This window comes from Mesorhizobium sp. M2E.F.Ca.ET.209.01.1.1 (assembly GCF_004010375.2).
Classification (GTDB): domain Bacteria; phylum Pseudomonadota; class Alphaproteobacteria; order Rhizobiales; family Rhizobiaceae; genus Mesorhizobium.
In genome coordinates this window covers 123,186-138,651 of the sequence record NZ_SADP02000012.1, presented here as the reverse complement: position 1 = coordinate 138,651, position 15,466 = coordinate 123,186, and the positions used below count along the sequence as shown (strand labels likewise).

16 protein-coding genes and 1 riboswitch are annotated in these 15,466 nt (G+C 64.0%); of the genes, 6 read left to right on the top strand and 10 right to left on the bottom strand.

Annotated elements, in window-relative coordinates; genetic code table 11:
• Nucleotides 1–54 precede the first annotated feature (54 nt).
• Nucleotides 55–849 carry a 1-acyl-sn-glycerol-3-phosphate acyltransferase gene (locus EN852_RS21965; protein ID WP_127876988.1) on the top strand — a complete coding sequence of 265 codons (795 nt, stop codon included), beginning with the start codon at nucleotides 55–57 and terminating at the stop codon, nucleotides 847–849.
• 4 nt (nucleotides 850–853) lie between these two features.
• Here EN852_RS21965 and EN852_RS21960 read toward each other — a convergent pair whose 3' ends face one another.
• The 3 genes from EN852_RS21960 to EN852_RS21950 all read right to left on the bottom strand — a co-directional run bounded on the left by EN852_RS21960 (nucleotide 854) and on the right by EN852_RS21950 (nucleotide 3,222).
• Entirely contained in the window at nucleotides 854–1,474 is a 621-nt protein-coding gene (locus EN852_RS21960) for a LysE family transporter (RefSeq protein ID WP_127876986.1), read from the bottom strand.
• 84 nt (nucleotides 1,475–1,558) lie between these two features.
• The gene (locus tag EN852_RS21955; protein WP_127876984.1) at nucleotides 1,559–2,506 is read right to left on the bottom strand and encodes an aldo/keto reductase; all 948 of its coding nucleotides are present in this window, start codon (nucleotides 2,504–2,506) and stop codon (nucleotides 1,559–1,561) included.
• A 194-nt stretch (nucleotides 2,507–2,700) separates the two neighbouring features.
• The gene (locus tag EN852_RS21950; RefSeq protein ID WP_127876982.1) at nucleotides 2,701–3,222 is read right to left on the bottom strand and encodes a gamma-glutamylcyclotransferase; all 522 of its coding nucleotides are present in this window, start codon (nucleotides 3,220–3,222) and stop codon (nucleotides 2,701–2,703) included.
• 118 nt (nucleotides 3,223–3,340) lie between these two features.
• On the opposite strand from EN852_RS21950, the gene EN852_RS21945 reads away from it, so the two are divergent.
• Nucleotides 3,341–4,339: a DUF2125 domain-containing protein gene (locus EN852_RS21945; protein ID WP_127876980.1), complete on the top strand. Its 999-nt coding sequence runs from the start codon at nucleotides 3,341–3,343 to the stop codon at nucleotides 4,337–4,339.
• Between the two features lie 7 nt (nucleotides 4,340–4,346).
• Nucleotides 4,347–5,291 (top strand): sugar kinase, encoded by a 945-nt coding sequence (locus tag EN852_RS21940; protein WP_127876978.1) that lies wholly within the window; start codon nucleotides 4,347–4,349, stop codon nucleotides 5,289–5,291.
• A gap of 148 nt (nucleotides 5,292–5,439) precedes the next feature.
• On the opposite strand, the gene EN852_RS21935 is transcribed toward EN852_RS21940, so the two are convergent.
• From EN852_RS21935 to EN852_RS21920, 4 genes are all read right to left on the bottom strand, one after another.
• Complete coding sequence (locus tag EN852_RS21935) at nucleotides 5,440–6,375, bottom strand: prephenate/arogenate dehydrogenase family protein (RefSeq protein WP_189546097.1); 936 nt, start codon at nucleotides 6,373–6,375, stop codon at nucleotides 5,440–5,442.
• A 6-nt stretch (nucleotides 6,376–6,381) separates the two neighbouring features.
• Complete coding sequence (gene hisC, locus EN852_RS21930) at nucleotides 6,382–7,485, bottom strand: histidinol-phosphate transaminase (RefSeq protein ID WP_127865755.1); 1,104 nt, start codon at nucleotides 7,483–7,485, stop codon at nucleotides 6,382–6,384.
• Between the two features lie 192 nt (nucleotides 7,486–7,677).
• Nucleotides 7,678–8,109, bottom strand: a complete 432-nt coding sequence (locus EN852_RS21925; RefSeq protein WP_127876974.1) for a hypothetical protein — start codon at nucleotides 8,107–8,109, stop codon at nucleotides 7,678–7,680.
• Nucleotides 8,106–8,360: a hypothetical protein gene (locus tag EN852_RS21920; protein WP_127876972.1), complete on the bottom strand. Its 255-nt coding sequence runs from the start codon at nucleotides 8,358–8,360 to the stop codon at nucleotides 8,106–8,108. Before EN852_RS21920 ends, EN852_RS21925 begins: the two co-directional genes overlap by 4 nt.
• A gap of 153 nt (nucleotides 8,361–8,513) precedes the next feature.
• Nucleotides 8,514–8,591: riboswitch (SAM riboswitch) on the top strand.
• A gap of 95 nt (nucleotides 8,592–8,686) precedes the next feature.
• Between EN852_RS21920 and EN852_RS21915 the strand changes: the two genes are divergently transcribed.
• The 3 genes from EN852_RS21915 to EN852_RS21905 all read left to right on the top strand — a co-directional run bounded on the left by EN852_RS21915 (nucleotide 8,687) and on the right by EN852_RS21905 (nucleotide 11,665).
• A complete protein-coding gene (locus EN852_RS21915; RefSeq protein ID WP_127876970.1) occupies nucleotides 8,687–9,856 on the top strand; it encodes a homoserine O-acetyltransferase in 1,170 nt (389 codons plus the stop codon).
• The gene (metW, locus tag EN852_RS21910) at nucleotides 9,853–10,470 is read left to right on the top strand and encodes a methionine biosynthesis protein MetW (protein ID WP_127876968.1); all 618 of its coding nucleotides are present in this window, start codon (nucleotides 9,853–9,855) and stop codon (nucleotides 10,468–10,470) included. The genes EN852_RS21915 and metW overlap by 4 nt, the downstream gene beginning before the upstream one ends.
• 265 nt (nucleotides 10,471–10,735) lie before the next feature.
• Nucleotides 10,736–11,665, top strand: a complete 930-nt coding sequence (locus EN852_RS21905; RefSeq protein ID WP_127876966.1) for a glycosyltransferase family A protein — start codon at nucleotides 10,736–10,738, stop codon at nucleotides 11,663–11,665.
• Between the two features lie 133 nt (nucleotides 11,666–11,798).
• Here the strand turns inward: EN852_RS21905 and EN852_RS21900 are convergent, their stop codons facing one another.
• From EN852_RS21900 to EN852_RS21890, 3 genes are all read right to left on the bottom strand, one after another.
• Nucleotides 11,799–12,599 (bottom strand): DUF1194 domain-containing protein, encoded by an 801-nt coding sequence (locus EN852_RS21900; protein ID WP_127876964.1) that lies wholly within the window; start codon nucleotides 12,597–12,599, stop codon nucleotides 11,799–11,801.
• 53 nt (nucleotides 12,600–12,652) lie between these two features.
• A complete protein-coding gene (locus EN852_RS21895) occupies nucleotides 12,653–14,482 on the bottom strand; it encodes an ABC transporter ATP-binding protein/permease (protein ID WP_127876962.1) in 1,830 nt (609 codons plus the stop codon).
• 116 nt (nucleotides 14,483–14,598) lie between these two features.
• Nucleotides 14,599–15,375, bottom strand: coding sequence for a methyltransferase domain-containing protein (locus EN852_RS21890; RefSeq protein WP_127877102.1), 777 nt, complete (start codon nucleotides 15,373–15,375; stop codon nucleotides 14,599–14,601).
• Nucleotides 15,376–15,466: the final 91 nt, after the last annotated feature.

Genomic DNA, 15,466 nt, shown 5'->3' with positions numbered 1-15,466 from the left:
CCTTTTTGCCGCCGCTTGGTGTAACCAACGCACACTTCCTCTCGGGCCCCTTGCATGCTCATCATCCGCTCGCTGGCGTTCAACTTCGTCTTCTATCTCAGCCTGATCATCCAGATGATCTTCTGGACGCCTTTCTATTTCCTCTCGCCGCGCCACCGCGCCTGGTTCGTGCCGAAATTCTGGTCGCGCACCTCGATGTGGCTCTATGAGAAGATCGCCGCGACGAAGAGCGAGATCTCAGGCGTCGAGAACCTGCCGGAAGGATCCTTCATCCTGGCGCCGAAGCACCAGTCGTTCTGGGACGCGATCGCCTTCTTCCCCTATCTCGACGACGCGCTCTACATCCTGAAGCGTGAGCTGACCTGGATCCCCTTCTTCGGCTGGTACATCATGAAGATGCGCATGATCCCGGTCGACCGCGGCAGTCGTTCGAAAGCACTGAAGGCCGTCGTCGTCGCAACCAGACAAGAGATGAATCGCAATCCGCGCCAGCTCATCATCTACCCTGAAGGCACGCGCCGCCCGCCGGGCGCCGAGCCGTCCTACAAATACGGCATCGTCGAGATCTACACCCAGCTCGGCGTCCCAGTGGTGCCGGTCGCCCATGTCGCCGGCCTCTACTGGCCGCGCCGAAAGTTCCTGCGCTATCCCGGCACCATCAAGGCGCGCTTCCTGCCGCCGATCCCGCCAGGGCTCGACAAGGAGGAATTCATGCGGCGGCTGATCGGCGAGACCGAGGCCGCCTGCGATCAGATGCTCATCGAGGCCGCGCAGGCGCCGAACCCGCCGCCCATGCCGCCGACTGCGCTGAAGCGGCTGGCGGAGCTCGGCGCGGCCGCAAAGACCTGATCCGCTACCGCAGCGCCGCGAGCAGCGTCGTCAGCACCAGCGTTGCGGCAAACACCAGATTGATGATCCGCGACGCCAGCGGATGGCGCAGGAAGCGCGCGAAAGCCGTTCCTGCCAGCAGCCACACGACGTGGATGGCGACGATCATCGCGGCAAGCACCAGCAGCCTGGCGGAAACGCCGAGCGGATCGGCCTGCGACGCGGCGCCGGCGAAAACCGCGGCAATCGCCACATAGGCCTTCGGGTTGGCGACGGCGAGCATGAAGCCGCCGAGGAAATCGGGCTTCGTCGCCGTGCTCCCGCGCTCGGCCAGTGGCGGCGCGGTCGCTATTTTGAAGGCGAGATAAAGGATGTAGGCGGCGGAAAGGATCGCGAGCAGCGTCGCCAGCCCAGGAATCGAGGCGAGCATGCCAACAATCCCGGCGGCCACGACCAGAAGCACGGTGATCGTTCCGAGCACAAGCCCAGACGCGTAACCCAGCGAGGACCGCAGGCCGAACGCCGCGCCGACGGCGGTGACGCTGACGGTCGATGGCCCTGGGCTGCCCATGACGACGGTTGCCGCCAGGACCAGCGCCAGCAATTGCTGCCAGGGCAGCGCTCCGCTCAAGATGCCGCCAGCCATGCCAAACCTCCTCCTGCCGCCATACGACAGGATTTACGAAGGTTTTGTCATCGCCGTCTTGGACGATCGTGCGCGGCGATCATGTCAGGCGCTGGCGCTGTCGAGCGCTCCGACATCATCCGCCGAAAGCTTGAGCGATGCGGCGCGGATCAGGCTGTCCATCTGAGCCGGCGTGGTGGCGCTGGCGATCGGCGCGGTGATGCCCGGCCGTGCGATGATCCAGGCCAGCGCCACTTCCGCCTGCTTGGCCGAATGGCGCTCCGCCACGGCATCGAGCGCGGAAAGGATGCGCATGCCGCGCTCGTTGAGGTAGCCGGCCACGCCCTCGCCGCGCGCGCTCTGCCCGAGATCGGCCTTGCTGCGGTATTTGCCGCTCAAGAATCCCTTGGCCAGGCTGAAATAGGTGATGACGCCGAGATCCTCGGCCTTGCAGAGGTCGAGCAGCGGCCCATCGAGCGACGAGCGGTCGTACAAATTGTATTCAGGCTGCAGCACCTCGTAACGCGGCAGGCTGCGCAGGCTGGCCACGTCGAGCGCCGCGCGCAACTGGCCGGCATCGAGATTGGAGCAGCCGGGATAGCGGATCTTGCCCTTTTCGAGCAGGCGCTGATAGGCGCCGAGCGTTTCTTCGTAAGGCGTGGCCGGATCAGGCCAATGCGACAGATAGAGGTCGATGACATCGACCTGCAGCCGCTTCAGCGACGCGTCGACCGCCTTTTCGATATAGGCGGCGGAGAGGTCCTTCTTGCCCTGGCCCATGTCGGAACCGACCTTGGTGATGACGACCACCTTGTCGCGATTGCCGCGGCTTTTCATCCAATTGCCCATGATGGTTTCCGATTCGCCGCCCTTGTTGCCGGGCACCCAGCGCGAATAGGCATCGGCCGTATCGATAGCGTTCAGGCCCGCTCCGACGAACCGGTCGAGCAGATCGAAGGAAGTCTTCTCGTCGGCGGTCCAGCCGAAGACGTTGCCGCCCAGAACCAGGGGCGCGATGGAAAGGTCGGTGCGACCGAGACGACGTTTCTGCAAGACGGATCTCCGTGCTGGAACGGGCCTGACGCCCAGGGATGGGATGCCGCTAAGCTAGGTCGTGGTCGGCCGAGGTCAAAGGCGTGGTTTTGCTTTTTGATCGGACCAGGGCAATTCCAGCAAAAGTGCGGCGCGGTCAGGCTCGGCGGCTTCGCCGTAGCCTTGCGTCCGGAATTGCGTAAACAAAAAGCTCCTCACGAAGGGGCGACCTGGCGGCCCACCTCCTCCAGCCAGTGATCGCGGATGCCGAGCGCCTCGAGATGCTCGAGCGTGCTCAAGACATAGTCCTCGTTCCGCCCGGATTGGCCGACGGCGCCGCGAACGATCCTTGCCGCGTGATCGGCATCGAGCGCGCCGGCATATTGCTCATGCTGCCGGTCGACGATGTAGGCGACCGCCTCAACCGAATCGCCGCCATTCAGCCGGATATCCAGCGTGCGTTCGAGATAGACGCTGGTCACCAGTTCACGCTCGCGCAGATAGGAAAGCACCTCGTCGCGCAGATTGCCGGGGACACGAAAAGCCAGGCCGATGCAGGAGCCGCCTCGGTCGAGACCGAGCACAAGGCCGGGCCGCCCGCGCGTGCCACGATGCACGAAGGAATAGACGCAAAGCGAGCGGCGATAGCCGTAAAGCCGGGCGCGACGCGTCTCGACATGGGCAAATCCAGGCCGCCAGATCAGCGACCCGTAGCCAAAAACCCAAAAATCGCCCATATCGCCAAGCCTGATCGCATTCGAGTGAACGACGCCGCACCGACAAGGTGCTTCTTCTGTCCCCCGCTTGTTTGCGTGAGAGTGAATGCCGGTGCGCCGGGGTAACGAGAGCAGCAGCATGACGTCAAGTGACGAGCGACCGCCCAAACCTCGCCGCCGGCTGTTGTGGCTTGCCGCATTTCTTGTCTTGCTGTTCGCCATCTACAGCGCTGGCTGGTTCTATCTCGCCGACAGGCTCAAGACCGAGGCCGACCAGGCGGTGGCGCGGCTGGGCAGCAAGGGCATCGCCGCCGGCTGCGCCAACCTCACCGTCAGCGGCTATCCGATGAGCTTCACGGTCTCCTGCGACAACATCGCCTATGAGGACGACGCCCGGAAGGTCGCCGCCTCCACCGGAAGCTTCAATGCCGTCGCCGGGATCACCGGGCCTTTGTCGCCGGTCGCCGACCTGCGCGGGCCGCTGCGGACGATGGCGCCCGGCATGCCGCCGCTCTGGATCGACTGGGACCAGCTGCAGGCCAATGTCAAAGTTTGGTGGCCGCTGCCGCGCAGTGTATCGCTGCAGGCTGAAGGCCTGAACGGTCAGACCGATCCGCAGGATGACACCGATCCAATGCAGTTGTTCAGCGCCGGCAAGGCTGCCGGGCAATTGCAGCCGGCCGGCCAGGACATCAACTATGTCGGCAGCTTCGGCGATCTGGAGATCAACGCGGACGCCATCGACGGACGCGTGCTGCCGGCGCTGGACGGCAGCGGCGACATAACGCTGAAGAACGGCGTGGCGTTGATCGTGGCACTCCCGAAGAGCCTGCGCGGCCAGTCGATCCAGATCGCCAGTCTCGACCTGTCGTCCGGCACGGCGCGCATCACCGTGTCCGGACCTGTCTCCGTCGACGCGGAAGGCCTGGTCGACGCAAGCCTGATGATCAAGGTCAAGGATCCCAAGGCGGTGGCGGCTATCCTTGCCAGCGCGATTCCCGAGCACAAAAGCGAAATCGAGCAGGGTTTTGCCGCCCTGGCGATGCTCGGAAAAGAACCATCGATGCCGCTGAAGATCGTCAAGGGCAAGGCCTCGCTCGGCTTCATCCCGCTCGGCAAGATCAAGCCGCTCGAATAGCACGACGATGGCAAAAACGGTCAGACTGCTCAGCGTCGGCGCCTTCACCCTCGACACCATTCTCCGCGTCGAGACGCTGCCAGCGCATCAGGGCAAGTTCATAGCCAGCGACGGCGTCCAGATCGCCTCCGGCATGGCGACGAGCGCCGCCTGCGCGGCGCATCGCCTCGGCGCCGAGGTCTCGCTTTGGGCAAGCGCGGGCGACGATCCGGTCGGCGACCAGTTGATCGCCGACATCGAGGCCGAAGGCGTCGACTGCAGCCTGATCCGCCGCGTTCCCGGCGCGCGTTCGGCGCTGGCCGCCATCCTGGTCGACGCGCATGGCGAGCGCATCATCGTCCCCTTCTATGACAAAAAGGCGCAGGTCGATCCCGAAGCGTTGCCGCTCGCCGATCTTTCCAGCTTCGATGCCGTGCTGGTGGATGTCCGCTGGCCAGGCGCCGCGGCTCTCGCTTTGAGCGCGGCCAGATCGACCGGCCGCCCGGCGATCCTGGATGCAGATACAGCACCCGTCGAGGTGCTGGAGCGGCTCTTGCCATTGGCCTCGCACATCATCGCCTCGGAGCCTGCGGCGCGCATCGTCTGCGGCCATGCGCTGGACCCTGAAAGCGCCTGCGCCGACCTCGCCTCGCGCACCGATGCCTTCGTCGCGGTGACCGGCGGCGCCGCTGGAACCTGGTGGCACGACCGGGCGACCGGACGCGTGCGCCATGTCGAGGCACCGAAGGTCAAGGCGGTCGACACGCTTGCCGCCGGCGACGTCTTCCACGGCGCCTTTGCCGTCGGCCTCGCCGAGGCCATGCCGATGGAAGAGGCCCTGCGCTTTGCCAGCGCCGCCGCCGCGCTCAAATGCCTGCGCTTCGGCGGCCGCCTCGGCGCGCCAAACAGGGCCGAGACGCTGGCCATGATGGCGGCGCACTGGTCGTCATCGCGAGAAGGCGAAGGGAGCTGAGATTCAGGTCAGGCCGAGTCGGAGTCGAAGACGGGCGCGAAGCGACCAAACTGGGTGGGGTCCCTAGAACCGGAGCGCAGCGTACTTTTCGTACGTGAGCACCGGAAGCGCAGAAAGCCGTCATTTGCAGGCCGGCCTCACCTGAATATCAGTTCCCTTTGGGGTGTTCGACGGCCTGCCGGCCGAAATCCGGCACATCGATGTCCTGCCCTGCCTCGATGATCGAGCGGCGGATGGCGCGCGTGCGGGTGAAGAGGTCGAACAGCTTCTCACCGTCGCCCCAGCGGATCGCCCGCTGCAGCGAGGCGAGATCCTCCGAGAAGCGCGCCAGCATCTCCAGGATCGCGTCCTTGTTGTGCAGGCACACGTCCCGCCACATGGTCGGGTCGGAGGCGGCGAGGCGGGTGAAATCGCGAAAACCGGAAGCGGAATATTTGATGACTTCGCTCTTGGTCACCGCTTCCAGATCATCCGCCGTGCCGACGATGTTGTAGGCGATGATATGCGGCAGATGCGAAACGATCGCGAGCGTCATGTCGTGATGCTGCGGGTCCATCGTGTCGATGTTGGAGCCGCAGCGGCGCCAGAATTCCGAAAGCGTCTCGAGCGCGGCGGGATCGGTGCCCGGCAGCGGCGTGAAGATGCACCAGCGGTTCTCGAAGAGATCGGCAAAACCGGCATCGGGCCCGGACTTTTCCGTGCCCGCCAGCGGATGTCCGGGGATGAAATGCACGCCCTCCGGCACATGCGGCTCAATCTGCGCGATGACGGAAGCCTTGGTCGAGCCGACATCGGTGAGGATGACGCCTTTCTTCAGCGCCGGCGCGATCTCGGCCGCGACCTCGCCGGATGAACCGACCGGCACCGAGACGATGACGAGGTCCGCATCACGCACCGCTTCCTTGGCATCCGTCGTGTAGGAATCGCCAAGGCCCAACTCCTCGGCCCGCTTCAGCGTCGAGGCGCTGCGCGTCGCGATGGCGATATGACGCGCCAGGCCTTCACGGCGGATGACGCGGGCGAGCGACGAGCCGATCAGGCCGATGCCGACCAGTGCTATTTTCTCGAACATCAGTGATGTCATGGCGTTCTAGCTTTTCAGGAAGGTCTTGAGCGCATCGATGACGCCGCGATTGGCTTCCTCGGTGCCGACGCTCATGCGCAGCGCGTTAGGAAAACCGTAGCCGGTGACGCGGCGCAGGATATAGCCGCGCGCGCTCAGGTAATCGTCCGCGGCCGCCGCCGAATGTTTCTTGTCGTCGGGGAAATGGATCAGCACGAAATTGCCGACGCTGGGCGTGACGCGCAGGCCGAGCTCGGTCAGCTCCGCGCTGAGCCAGGCCAGCCATTTCTCGTTATGCGCCGCGCTGCGCTCGATATGGGCGCGGTCGCGGATGGCGGCGATGCCGGCCTCGATCGCGGTGGCGTTGACGTTGAAGGGGCCGCGGATGCGGTTGATCGCATCGACGATATGCGCCGGCCCGTACATCCAGCCGATGCGCGCGCCGCCAAGGCCGAGCTTGGAGAAGGTGCGCGTCATCACCACGTTCTCCGAGCTGCCGGCAAGCTCGATGCCGGCTTCGTAGTCGTTGCGCCGGACATATTCGGCATAGGCCGCGTCGAGCACCAGGAGCACGTTCTTGGGCAATGCCGCGTGCAGCCGGCGCACCTCCTGAAACGGCACGTAGGTGCCGGTCGGATTGTTCGGATTGGCGAGGAACACGATCCGCGTCGCAGGCGTGACCGCGGCGAGGATCGCATCGACATCGGCGCGCTCGTCGGTTTCCTTCACCGCGACTGGCTTGGCGCCCGCCGCCTGGATGTAGATCTTGTAGACCATGAAAGCGTGTTCGGTGAATACTGCCTCGTCGCCCGGCGCGAGGTAGGTCTGCGCCAAGAGCCCCAGGATCTCGTCCGAGCCGTTGGAGCAGATGATGTTCGCCGGGTTCAGCCCATGCACCTCGGCGATCGCCTCGCGCAGCCGCCGCGCCGTGCCGTCGGGATAGACGTCGAGCTTCGCCGCCACCTCGCGCGCGGCCTCGATCGCCTTCGGCGAGGGCCCGAGCGGGTTTTCGTTCGACGACAGCTTGTAGACTTTCGTCACGCCGGCCGGGGCGGTGCTTTTTCCCGGCACATAGGCCTCGATGTCCATGATCCCCGCGCGGGGCGTCGGACGGGGCTGATCCTGCTTCATGTCACAAATCCATCGAGAGGGCCTTTAAAGGCCGCAGCGGAAATACAAGCCGTGACCGGCAATGTCGAGAGGTCTACTGCATATCGCCGAGAAGTGTGCGGCGGTTCCTGGGACAACGACACGCATTAAAACAAGGGCTTGAAGCGCGTGGCCCGGATCTGTTTCGGCGCCGCGCTTCAGCCGGGCACGGCGTTAATCGTCGCGATTGACAACCCGGGTCTTGCGCGTCTGCTGAAGCTGCAAAATCCCTCGGCGCAGTTGCTCGAACAAAGCCGGCGGCAGCATTCCATAAGCGTAACTGCCGTCGGAACGCGGCCGAACATCGAAGCCGGGCCAAAGGAACCGGTTCAATTCATCAAGGCGCAGCCAATGCCGGCCGCCATCGAGGTCAAGGGCCCGGCATACTGCCGGCGGAATCTCGATCGACGCGGAATTGTCCGGTGGCGGGCTATGGGTAATCGGTGCGACTATGGTGTGGATGTGACCATCCGTATCGCGTGGCGTAGCGACAACGATCGCGCAGGGGCGATCCTTCGTACCTTCGATACCGCCACGGTCATGTTCGGTACTCCAAAGAAAACTATAGCGAATGACAAGACCTGGCTTTGGAACCGGCAGCGTCACTTCGGTTCCACGCCATATTCGGCAGCTTCGATGGAGGCGATCGTATCCTCATCGAGGTCGCCCACGATCAGGATTTCGCGCTCCCGGCGCTTCAGCAATTCGTAGTGCGCGAACTCGGCGGCAGAGAGATACGCTCCGACAATCCGGCCATGACTGGTCACGTTGATGACCTTCTTGGCGATGGCTTCGTCCTGATATTTCGCAAAATTTCGGGCGAAGTCACTCGCCGGAACCGCGGTGTTGCGTGGCATATCTGCCTCCATCCGATAAAAAGAACCGGTGAAGTGGGTGAAACAGATCGAACCGGCATCTGTCACGCAATATGCGTAACCTACGTAAATTACGCAAGATAGGCTCACCGGAACGCCGCCGTTGACGTTCGCATAACGCAGACGTAGAAGAGCTATGAACTTCGTGGTGATTTGGCCGGTCGGCTTGCAGCCACGTTAAACAACTCGCTAAAGGGCCGTTTGCAACCTGTAACCGGCTTTGCGACGGCAAGCCGGTTTTTTGTTGTCCGCCGCTGGCCGGACACCGCATCGCGACGGGTCAGATGCGGGACAGGATGGGGACGGACATGGCCGCTCAGCGCGCTGCAAGAACCAACGACGAGGCCGACCATCCGTCGAGCCCGGTGCTGCAATTCGGCTCCGACATGCCGCTGAAGCTCGATGCCGGCACCTTGCTTTCGCCTTTCCAGATCGCCTACCAGACCTATGGCACGCTGAACGACGCGCGCTCCAACGCCATCCTCGTCTGCCATGCGCTGACCGGCGACCAGCACGTCGCCAACACCAATCCGGTGACCGGCAAGCCGGGCTGGTGGGAGGTGCTGATCGGCCCCGGCAAGATCATCGACACCAACCGCTTCTTCGTCATCTGCGCAAACGTCATCGGCGGCTGCCTCGGCTCGACCGGACCTGCCTCGACCAATCCTGCGACCGGCAAGCCCTACGGCCTCGACCTGCCGATCATCACCATACGCGACATGGTGCGCGCGCAGGCGATGCTTGTGGACCATTTCGGCATCGAAAAGCTGTTTTGCGTGCTTGGCGGCTCGATGGGCGGCATGCAGGTGCTGGAATGGGCGGCGAGCTATCCGGAGCGGGTCTTCTCGGCCCTGCCGATCGCCACCGGCGCCCGCCATTCCTCACAGAACATCGCCTTCCACGAGGTCGGACGGCAAGCGGTCATGGCCGACCCGGACTGGCATGGCGGCAAATATATCGAGTTTGGCAAGCGCCCGGAAAAGGGGCTCGCCGTCGCGCGCATGGCCGCCCACATCACCTATCTTTCGGAAGCGGCGCTCCACCGCAAGTTCGGCCGCAATCTGCAGGACCGCGAGGCGCTCACCTTCGGCTTCGACGCCGATTTCCAGATCGAGAGCTATCTGCGCCACCAGGGCATGACCTTCGTCGACCGCTTCGACGCCAATTCCTATCTCTATCTGACCCGCGCGATGGACTATTTCGACCTTGCCGCCGATCACGGCGGACGCCTCGCCGACGCCTTCGCCGGCACAAGGACGCGCTTTTGCCTGGTCTCCTTCACCAGCGACTGGCTGTTCCCGACCGAGGAGAGCCGCTCGATCGTGCACGCCTTGAACGCAGCGGGCGCTTCCGTCTCCTTCGTCGAGATCGAGACAGATCGCGGCCACGACGCCTTCCTGCTCGACGAGCCGGAGCTGTTCGCGGCTATCAACGGCTTCATCGGTTCGGCAGCACGCGCAAGGGGGCTCAGCCTATGAGCGTCAACCGCGCCCAGCGTGTCGACCTCGAAGTCGTCACCGACCTCATCCCAGCCAAGTCGCGCGTGCTCGATGTCGGTTCGGGTGACGGTGTGCTTCTGGAACTGCTGCAGGAGACCAAGCAGGTCGACGGCCGCGGGCTGGAACTGTCGCAGCGCGGCGTCAACGAATGCGTGGCGCGCGGGCTATCGGTCATCCAGGGCGACGCCGACACGGATCTGAAATTCTACGCCGACAAGGGCTTCGACTTCGTCGTGCTGTCGCAGACGCTGCAGGCGACGCGCAACCCGAAGGTGGTGCTCGATGAACTGCTCAGGATCGGCAACCGCGCCATCGTCTCCTTCCCCAATTTCGGCCACTGGCGCGTGCGCTTCTCGCTGTTGATCAAGGGCAGGATGCCGGTCACCAAGGACCTGCCCTACTCCTGGTACGACACGCCCAACATCCACTTCTGCACCATCCGCGATTTCGTCAACCTGTGCGAGGAGCTCGGCGCGACGGTCGAGAAGGCGACCGCGCTCGACGCCAACGGCCAGAAGATCGGCCTGTCGATGCCCTGGTGGTTCTGGAATTTCTTCGGCCAGCAGGCGGTGTTTTTGTTGAAGAGGGCCTGACCTCCTACGGAGGTACTCGACCAGCGCACGGCTCTCGCCCTTTGGCCCGGGCGAGCGGACCTGTCTGCCCAAACCGGAAAGCCAATTGTGTTGCCATCAAGCCGCAATGCTGCGGAAAAGCCGCCAATATCGGCATTCCGTGGTGAGCGCGACGTGACAGAAAGATGGCTTTTTTGTAGCGTCGGCCACAATTCAGAGGTGGGACAAGAACATAGTCGTCAGACCCATCCGACAAACATCAGAACCGACCGGCAGTGGCGGCCCGATGTCGAGCGAAGACGTTCCGCTGATTACAGTGATCACGCCGACGCACAATCGGCGCAGCCAGGTCGTGCGCGCGGTGGAAAGCGTTCTGGCGCAGACGCTTACCCGCTTCGAGCACATTGTGGTCGACGATGGCTCGACGGACGGAACAGCCGCCGCGCTTGCTGAAATCCGCGACCCCAGGCTCATCTATGTCGGCGCCAAATGGCGCGGCGCCAATGCCGCGCGCAATGCGGGTATTGAGCGCGCCCGGGCGCCGGTGGTGACTTTCCTCGATTCGGACGATGTCTATCTGCCGGACCGGCTGGAGCGGACGCTGGCGCACTTCGACGAGAATCCTTCGCTGGAGGTGCTGATCAGTTCGTTCCTGTCGCTGAAGGGGAGCCGCAGCACCAAATGCATCAATCGCGGCGCCTTTCTCGACAAGAGCAAGCTGCAGCGCGCCCTGGTCTCGCAGACCATCTTCATTGCCGGCTCGGCGATTACCGCCAGGCACGAATCGCTGCTCGCGATCGGCGGCTACGATAGCGACATCACGCGCATGCAGGACCGCGAATTGCTGCTGCGCTTTGCCCGGCGCGGCGGTGCTCTGCTGTCCGAGGACATCGACTGGAAGAAGTACAATTCGGAGAATTCGATCTCCGGCCGCCGCGACGGCTATGTCGAGGCCTATGCCAATCTGATCGACAAGCACCCCTATATCGCCGACCGCTATCCCGATGTTCCGCCTTACATGATCGCGCGCCAGATCATCGCCGATATCTTGAGGGGCCGGCTGCACCAAGCATTTTCCGGCTATCTCGCCAACCGCTCGTCCAAGGCGCTCGGCTATTCGCTGCCGCAACTGCTGCGTGGTTATGTCGTCGGCCGGCGCTGGCGCCGCGACTGCTATGACGAGTTCCGCGCCAAATACGGCGCCCGCGCGGCTTGAGACGGACTGCTAGAGCAATTCCAGGAAAAGTGTGAGCGGTTAAGTTCGGCCCTTCGCCGTAACCTTCCGTCCGGAATTGCGTAAAAACAAGGAGATAGTGCGTTTAACCGTTTCCGTGAAACGGTGAAACGCACTATCTGTCGAGTTCCGGAAAATAGGGATCTGAGAACCGCCGCCGAAGGCGCTCGCCCAGCAGACAATCGACGGGTGCCGTATCGGCGATGTGCATAGGCCTGGCGTCGGTGAGGCCGCTCACCTCCTGGATGAGTTTACGGCGGATGGCTGTCGAGAATTCGGACGCCGCGTAGATTGGCAGCACGAAGGAACCGGCACCTCCGGTCACGCAGTCGGCGTAATAGCGGTCGAGGCGGCTGACGCTCGGCGACGGCCTGATGAGTATGGGCAGGCCGTTGATGACGATACCCTTGGCGATGGTGGCATCGCGGATCTCGGCGACGGGCAGCCCGATATTGTTGGGTCCGTCGCCCGATATGTCGATGACGCGGCGCGGCGCCGAAAAGCCGGTTCTCTCCAGGAGCCCGGCGCCGAAGCCGAGGGCGCCTGAAATCGAGGTGCCGCGGAAGCTGCGGAACGGCCGCGCTTCTAGCCTGTCGGCAAAAGCGTTGGCGCTGGCCTCCCCATCGATGATCTGCCAGGCGATGACCCCGTCGTCGCGCACCACGCCCGCCCATTCGAAATAAGCGAGCGCGATGCGGCCATTTCGACCCGAGCGCACGGCATTGATGAAGTCGGGATGGCGCAGCGCCTCGACATAGCCGGCGCGCTGCAGCGCGAACTCCTCCTCATCCATCGACTGTGAGATGTCGACGGCAAGCACGAGTTCGACATCCATCGCCGAGCCGTCGCCTGGCGCTGGCATCGGCACCGCCGCGGCGCAGGCAAGGCAGGCAAGCAGGCCAAGTTTCGCAAGCATGGCAGCCTCGGACGACCCAGCGAATCTTCCCGGCGATCGCGGCGAAAATAAAGCTACTTCTTCTTGCGGCGGGCAAGAATGGGTGGTGGCTCGATTGCTCCGGCGCGGACGCGGGCCGGCTTCAAGGCCTGAGCCCCGGTATCCTTCACGATGCTCAGCGCGCGCGGGAAGAACTGGGTGTTGTGCAGGCCGCGTCCGATGTTGAGGATGGCGGTCCCCGGCAGGCGCTTTTCCATCATCGCCAGCACCCGCCGCAGCGTGGGGCCGTCGAACGCATCCAGGGCTTCGTCGATGATCACCCAGTTCGGTTTGCGCAAGGCCAGCCTGGCAAAGGCCAGCGCCCGCTGTTCGTCATCGCTGAGCTCGCGCTCCCATCGCCCGGGATGGTCCAGATCGACAGACAGCCGATCAAGACCAACCTCGGCAAGCACCGCCGCTATTTCGGCATCGCTGGCTGGGTCCTTCCCGTACGGATGATCGAGAACCTCGCGCAAGGGGCCTGCCGGGAAATACGGCACGCGCGGCACAAAGATCGGAGCCTCGCCGGCCGGCAAGCCGATCCGCCCGCTTCCCCATGGCCACAGGCCGGCAATGGCGCGGAAGAACAATGTCTTGCCGGCGCCCGGCTCGCCGGTGATCATGACGCGCTCGCCGGCATGGATTTCGACCTCCGCCTCGGCAAGCTTGGTGCAGCCTTCCGGCGAGGACACCTGAAGCTTGTCGAACGTCAGTAGGCCATTGGCGTTTTCACCGAACTGGATGCGTTTTTCGGTACCATGCAGCGCGTCGGTTTCGGTAAGCGCGATGCGGAAGTCCGCCACGCGCATCAGCGTCGCGCGCCAGTCGGCGATGCTGCCGATATTGTTGATGAACCAGCGCAGCGACGAATGGACCTGGTTGAAGGCGCCGACCGCCATCATCAGCCCGCCGAACGAGATGTCCCCGGAAAAATAGACCGGCGAAGCCACCAGGATGGGCGCAACCACCGTTATCCAGCCATAGGTGTCGGTCACCCAGGACAGATTGATCTGCGCGGTAAAGATGCGCCGCATGGCGACCAGCACCGTGCCCAGGTCAAGCTCGAGCCGGCGCCGGGCATCGGGCTCGCCATGGTAGAGCGCGATGGCGTCGACATTCTCGTTGACCCTTACCATCGAGGAGCGCAGCTCCGCTTCGCGGGTATAGCGCTCGCTGTTGAGGCTGATCAGCGGACGCCCGACCAGCCAGCTTAGCCAGGAGGCTATGCCGGCGTAGAGGAACGCCGCCCACACCATGTAGCCCGGTATCGCCAATGAATAGCCGCCGATGTGGAAGACGAAGCCCGAGGACAGCTCCCACAGCACCCCGATGAAGGAGACGAGCAGGATGAAGGACTGCAACAGGCCGACGCCGAGATCGGTCGACAGGTCCGACAAATGGGCGGCGTCCTGCTGCATGCGCTGGTCGGGATTGACGCCGATGGCGCCGGCATTGGCGAGCCGGAAGGCTCGCGCCGGACGCATCCATTGATCGATGAGGTCGAGCGTCAGCGCCTCGCGCAACCGCAGACGGATCATCTGGTTGAGCCAGGTCTGGCCGATATTGAGCACCAGAAGCCCGCCAGCGATCATCGCGAAGACGAGAAGCTGGTCCAGGAAGTCCGCCATGTCGCGCCGCGCCAGCGCATCGTAGAAGGGCTGGTTCCAGCGGTTGAGCAGAACCTGGCCGATCGACGTTGCGACGATGACCGCGACGATCCCAATCGAGACCCAGGCAAGCTGCCGGCGCACCGGTGAGGACTTGAGCCCCTGCCTGATGGTCGCCACCTGGTCGGCGAGGCTGCTTGCCTCGACCGAGACAGTGGCTTTTTGCGCCGCCGGCTTTTTATTGGTCTGGTCGTCCATAAAGGGTATTCCTAAATCCCGCGGCGGTCATGAACGCCGCGCCAAACGAGCATGCTCAGATCGAGCATGCCTCAGATAGGGTAACGATCGCCGCGCGATGCAAGGCGCGGTCCCGATCACGAACGCGTCACCTGTCGGGCGGTGGCGTCCGTCGCCTTGCGTCCGAGCCTCGTAGCGCCCTGTGGCGAGAAGACCGGCACGAAGACGCGGCGTGAGGCGCGCTGGGCGACCGGCACCCCTTGGTAGAGCCGTTTCTGCGCCTCGACGACGATGACGCCGGAAAAGATCGGCCAGAACCGATGGCCGGCCCGCTCCAGCACATTGTGGAACCGCATCATGAAACGCCGTGGCGACGGCGGAAAGAACAGCGCATCGCTCCACGTCGCCGGGGTGAAGTTCGCCTCGCGCAGCAACTCGGTCAGCTGGCCGCGCGAGAACGGCCGGCCGTTGCCGAAGGGCGTGTGCTCGAAGCGCGCCCACACACCGCGCCGGTTGGGCACGACGATGACAACTCTGCCCGCCGGCGACAGCACGCGCCAGATCTCGTTCAGCGTCTCGCGCGGGTTTTCGGCGTGTTCGAGCGAATGCACCATCAGAACGCGATCGATGCAGGAATCGACCAGCGGCAATTCCTCGTCGAACACCAGCGCCGTCGCCGCCGGCCCGATCGCCGGCCACACCACCGCCCCCTGCGTCGCTGGCATGAAAGCGAAGACGCGCTCGGCATCGGTGCCGAAGCGTTCCAGCCACGGCAGTGTATAGCCGAGGCCGACCAGCCGCTCGTTGGGCACGGTCGTCCAAATGGACGACAGCGCCATGGTGATCGAATGCTCGGCTAGGCGGCCGAGCGTGGACGAGTAGAAGGAGCGCAGGTCGACGATGTCCGAATGCATGCGCGGGACGGTAGCCGCGATAAATGCCAAGTTCAACAAAGGCGCCAAATTCGATAAACGCGCCAAGTTCGATAAACCCGGATGACATCGG

Bases quoted from the DNA above. Each gene is read 5' to 3' on its own strand.
- EN852_RS21965 (WP_127876988.1), top strand. From the start codon at position 55: ATGCTCATCATCCGCTCGCTGGCGTTCAACTTCGTCTTCTATCTCAGC.
- EN852_RS21960 (WP_127876986.1), bottom strand. From the start codon at position 1,474: ATGGCTGGCGGCATCTTGAGCGGAGCGCTGCCCTGGCAGCAATTGCTG.
- EN852_RS21950 (WP_127876982.1), bottom strand. From the start codon at position 3,222: ATGGGCGATTTTTGGGTTTTTGGCTACGGGTCGCTGATCTGGCGGCCT.
- EN852_RS21945 (WP_127876980.1), top strand. From the start codon at position 3,341: ATGACGTCAAGTGACGAGCGACCGCCCAAACCTCGCCGCCGGCTGTTG.
- EN852_RS21940 (WP_127876978.1), top strand. From the start codon at position 4,347: ATGGCAAAAACGGTCAGACTGCTCAGCGTCGGCGCCTTCACCCTCGAC.
- EN852_RS21935 (WP_189546097.1), bottom strand. From the start codon at position 6,375: ATGACATCACTGATGTTCGAGAAAATAGCACTGGTCGGCATCGGCCTG.
- hisC (WP_127865755.1), bottom strand. From the start codon at position 7,485: ATGAAGCAGGATCAGCCCCGTCCGACGCCCCGCGCGGGGATCATGGAC.
- EN852_RS21920 (WP_127876972.1), bottom strand. From the start codon at position 8,360: ATGCCACGCAACACCGCGGTTCCGGCGAGTGACTTCGCCCGAAATTTT.
- EN852_RS21915 (WP_127876970.1), top strand. From the start codon at position 8,687: ATGGCCGCTCAGCGCGCTGCAAGAACCAACGACGAGGCCGACCATCCG.
- metW (WP_127876968.1), top strand. From the start codon at position 9,853: ATGAGCGTCAACCGCGCCCAGCGTGTCGACCTCGAAGTCGTCACCGAC.
- EN852_RS21905 (WP_127876966.1), top strand. From the start codon at position 10,736: ATGTCGAGCGAAGACGTTCCGCTGATTACAGTGATCACGCCGACGCAC.
- EN852_RS21900 (WP_127876964.1), bottom strand. From the start codon at position 12,599: ATGCTTGCGAAACTTGGCCTGCTTGCCTGCCTTGCCTGCGCCGCGGCG.
- EN852_RS21895 (WP_127876962.1), bottom strand. From the start codon at position 14,482: ATGGACGACCAGACCAATAAAAAGCCGGCGGCGCAAAAAGCCACTGTC.
- EN852_RS21890 (WP_127877102.1), bottom strand. From the start codon at position 15,375: ATGCATTCGGACATCGTCGACCTGCGCTCCTTCTACTCGTCCACGCTC.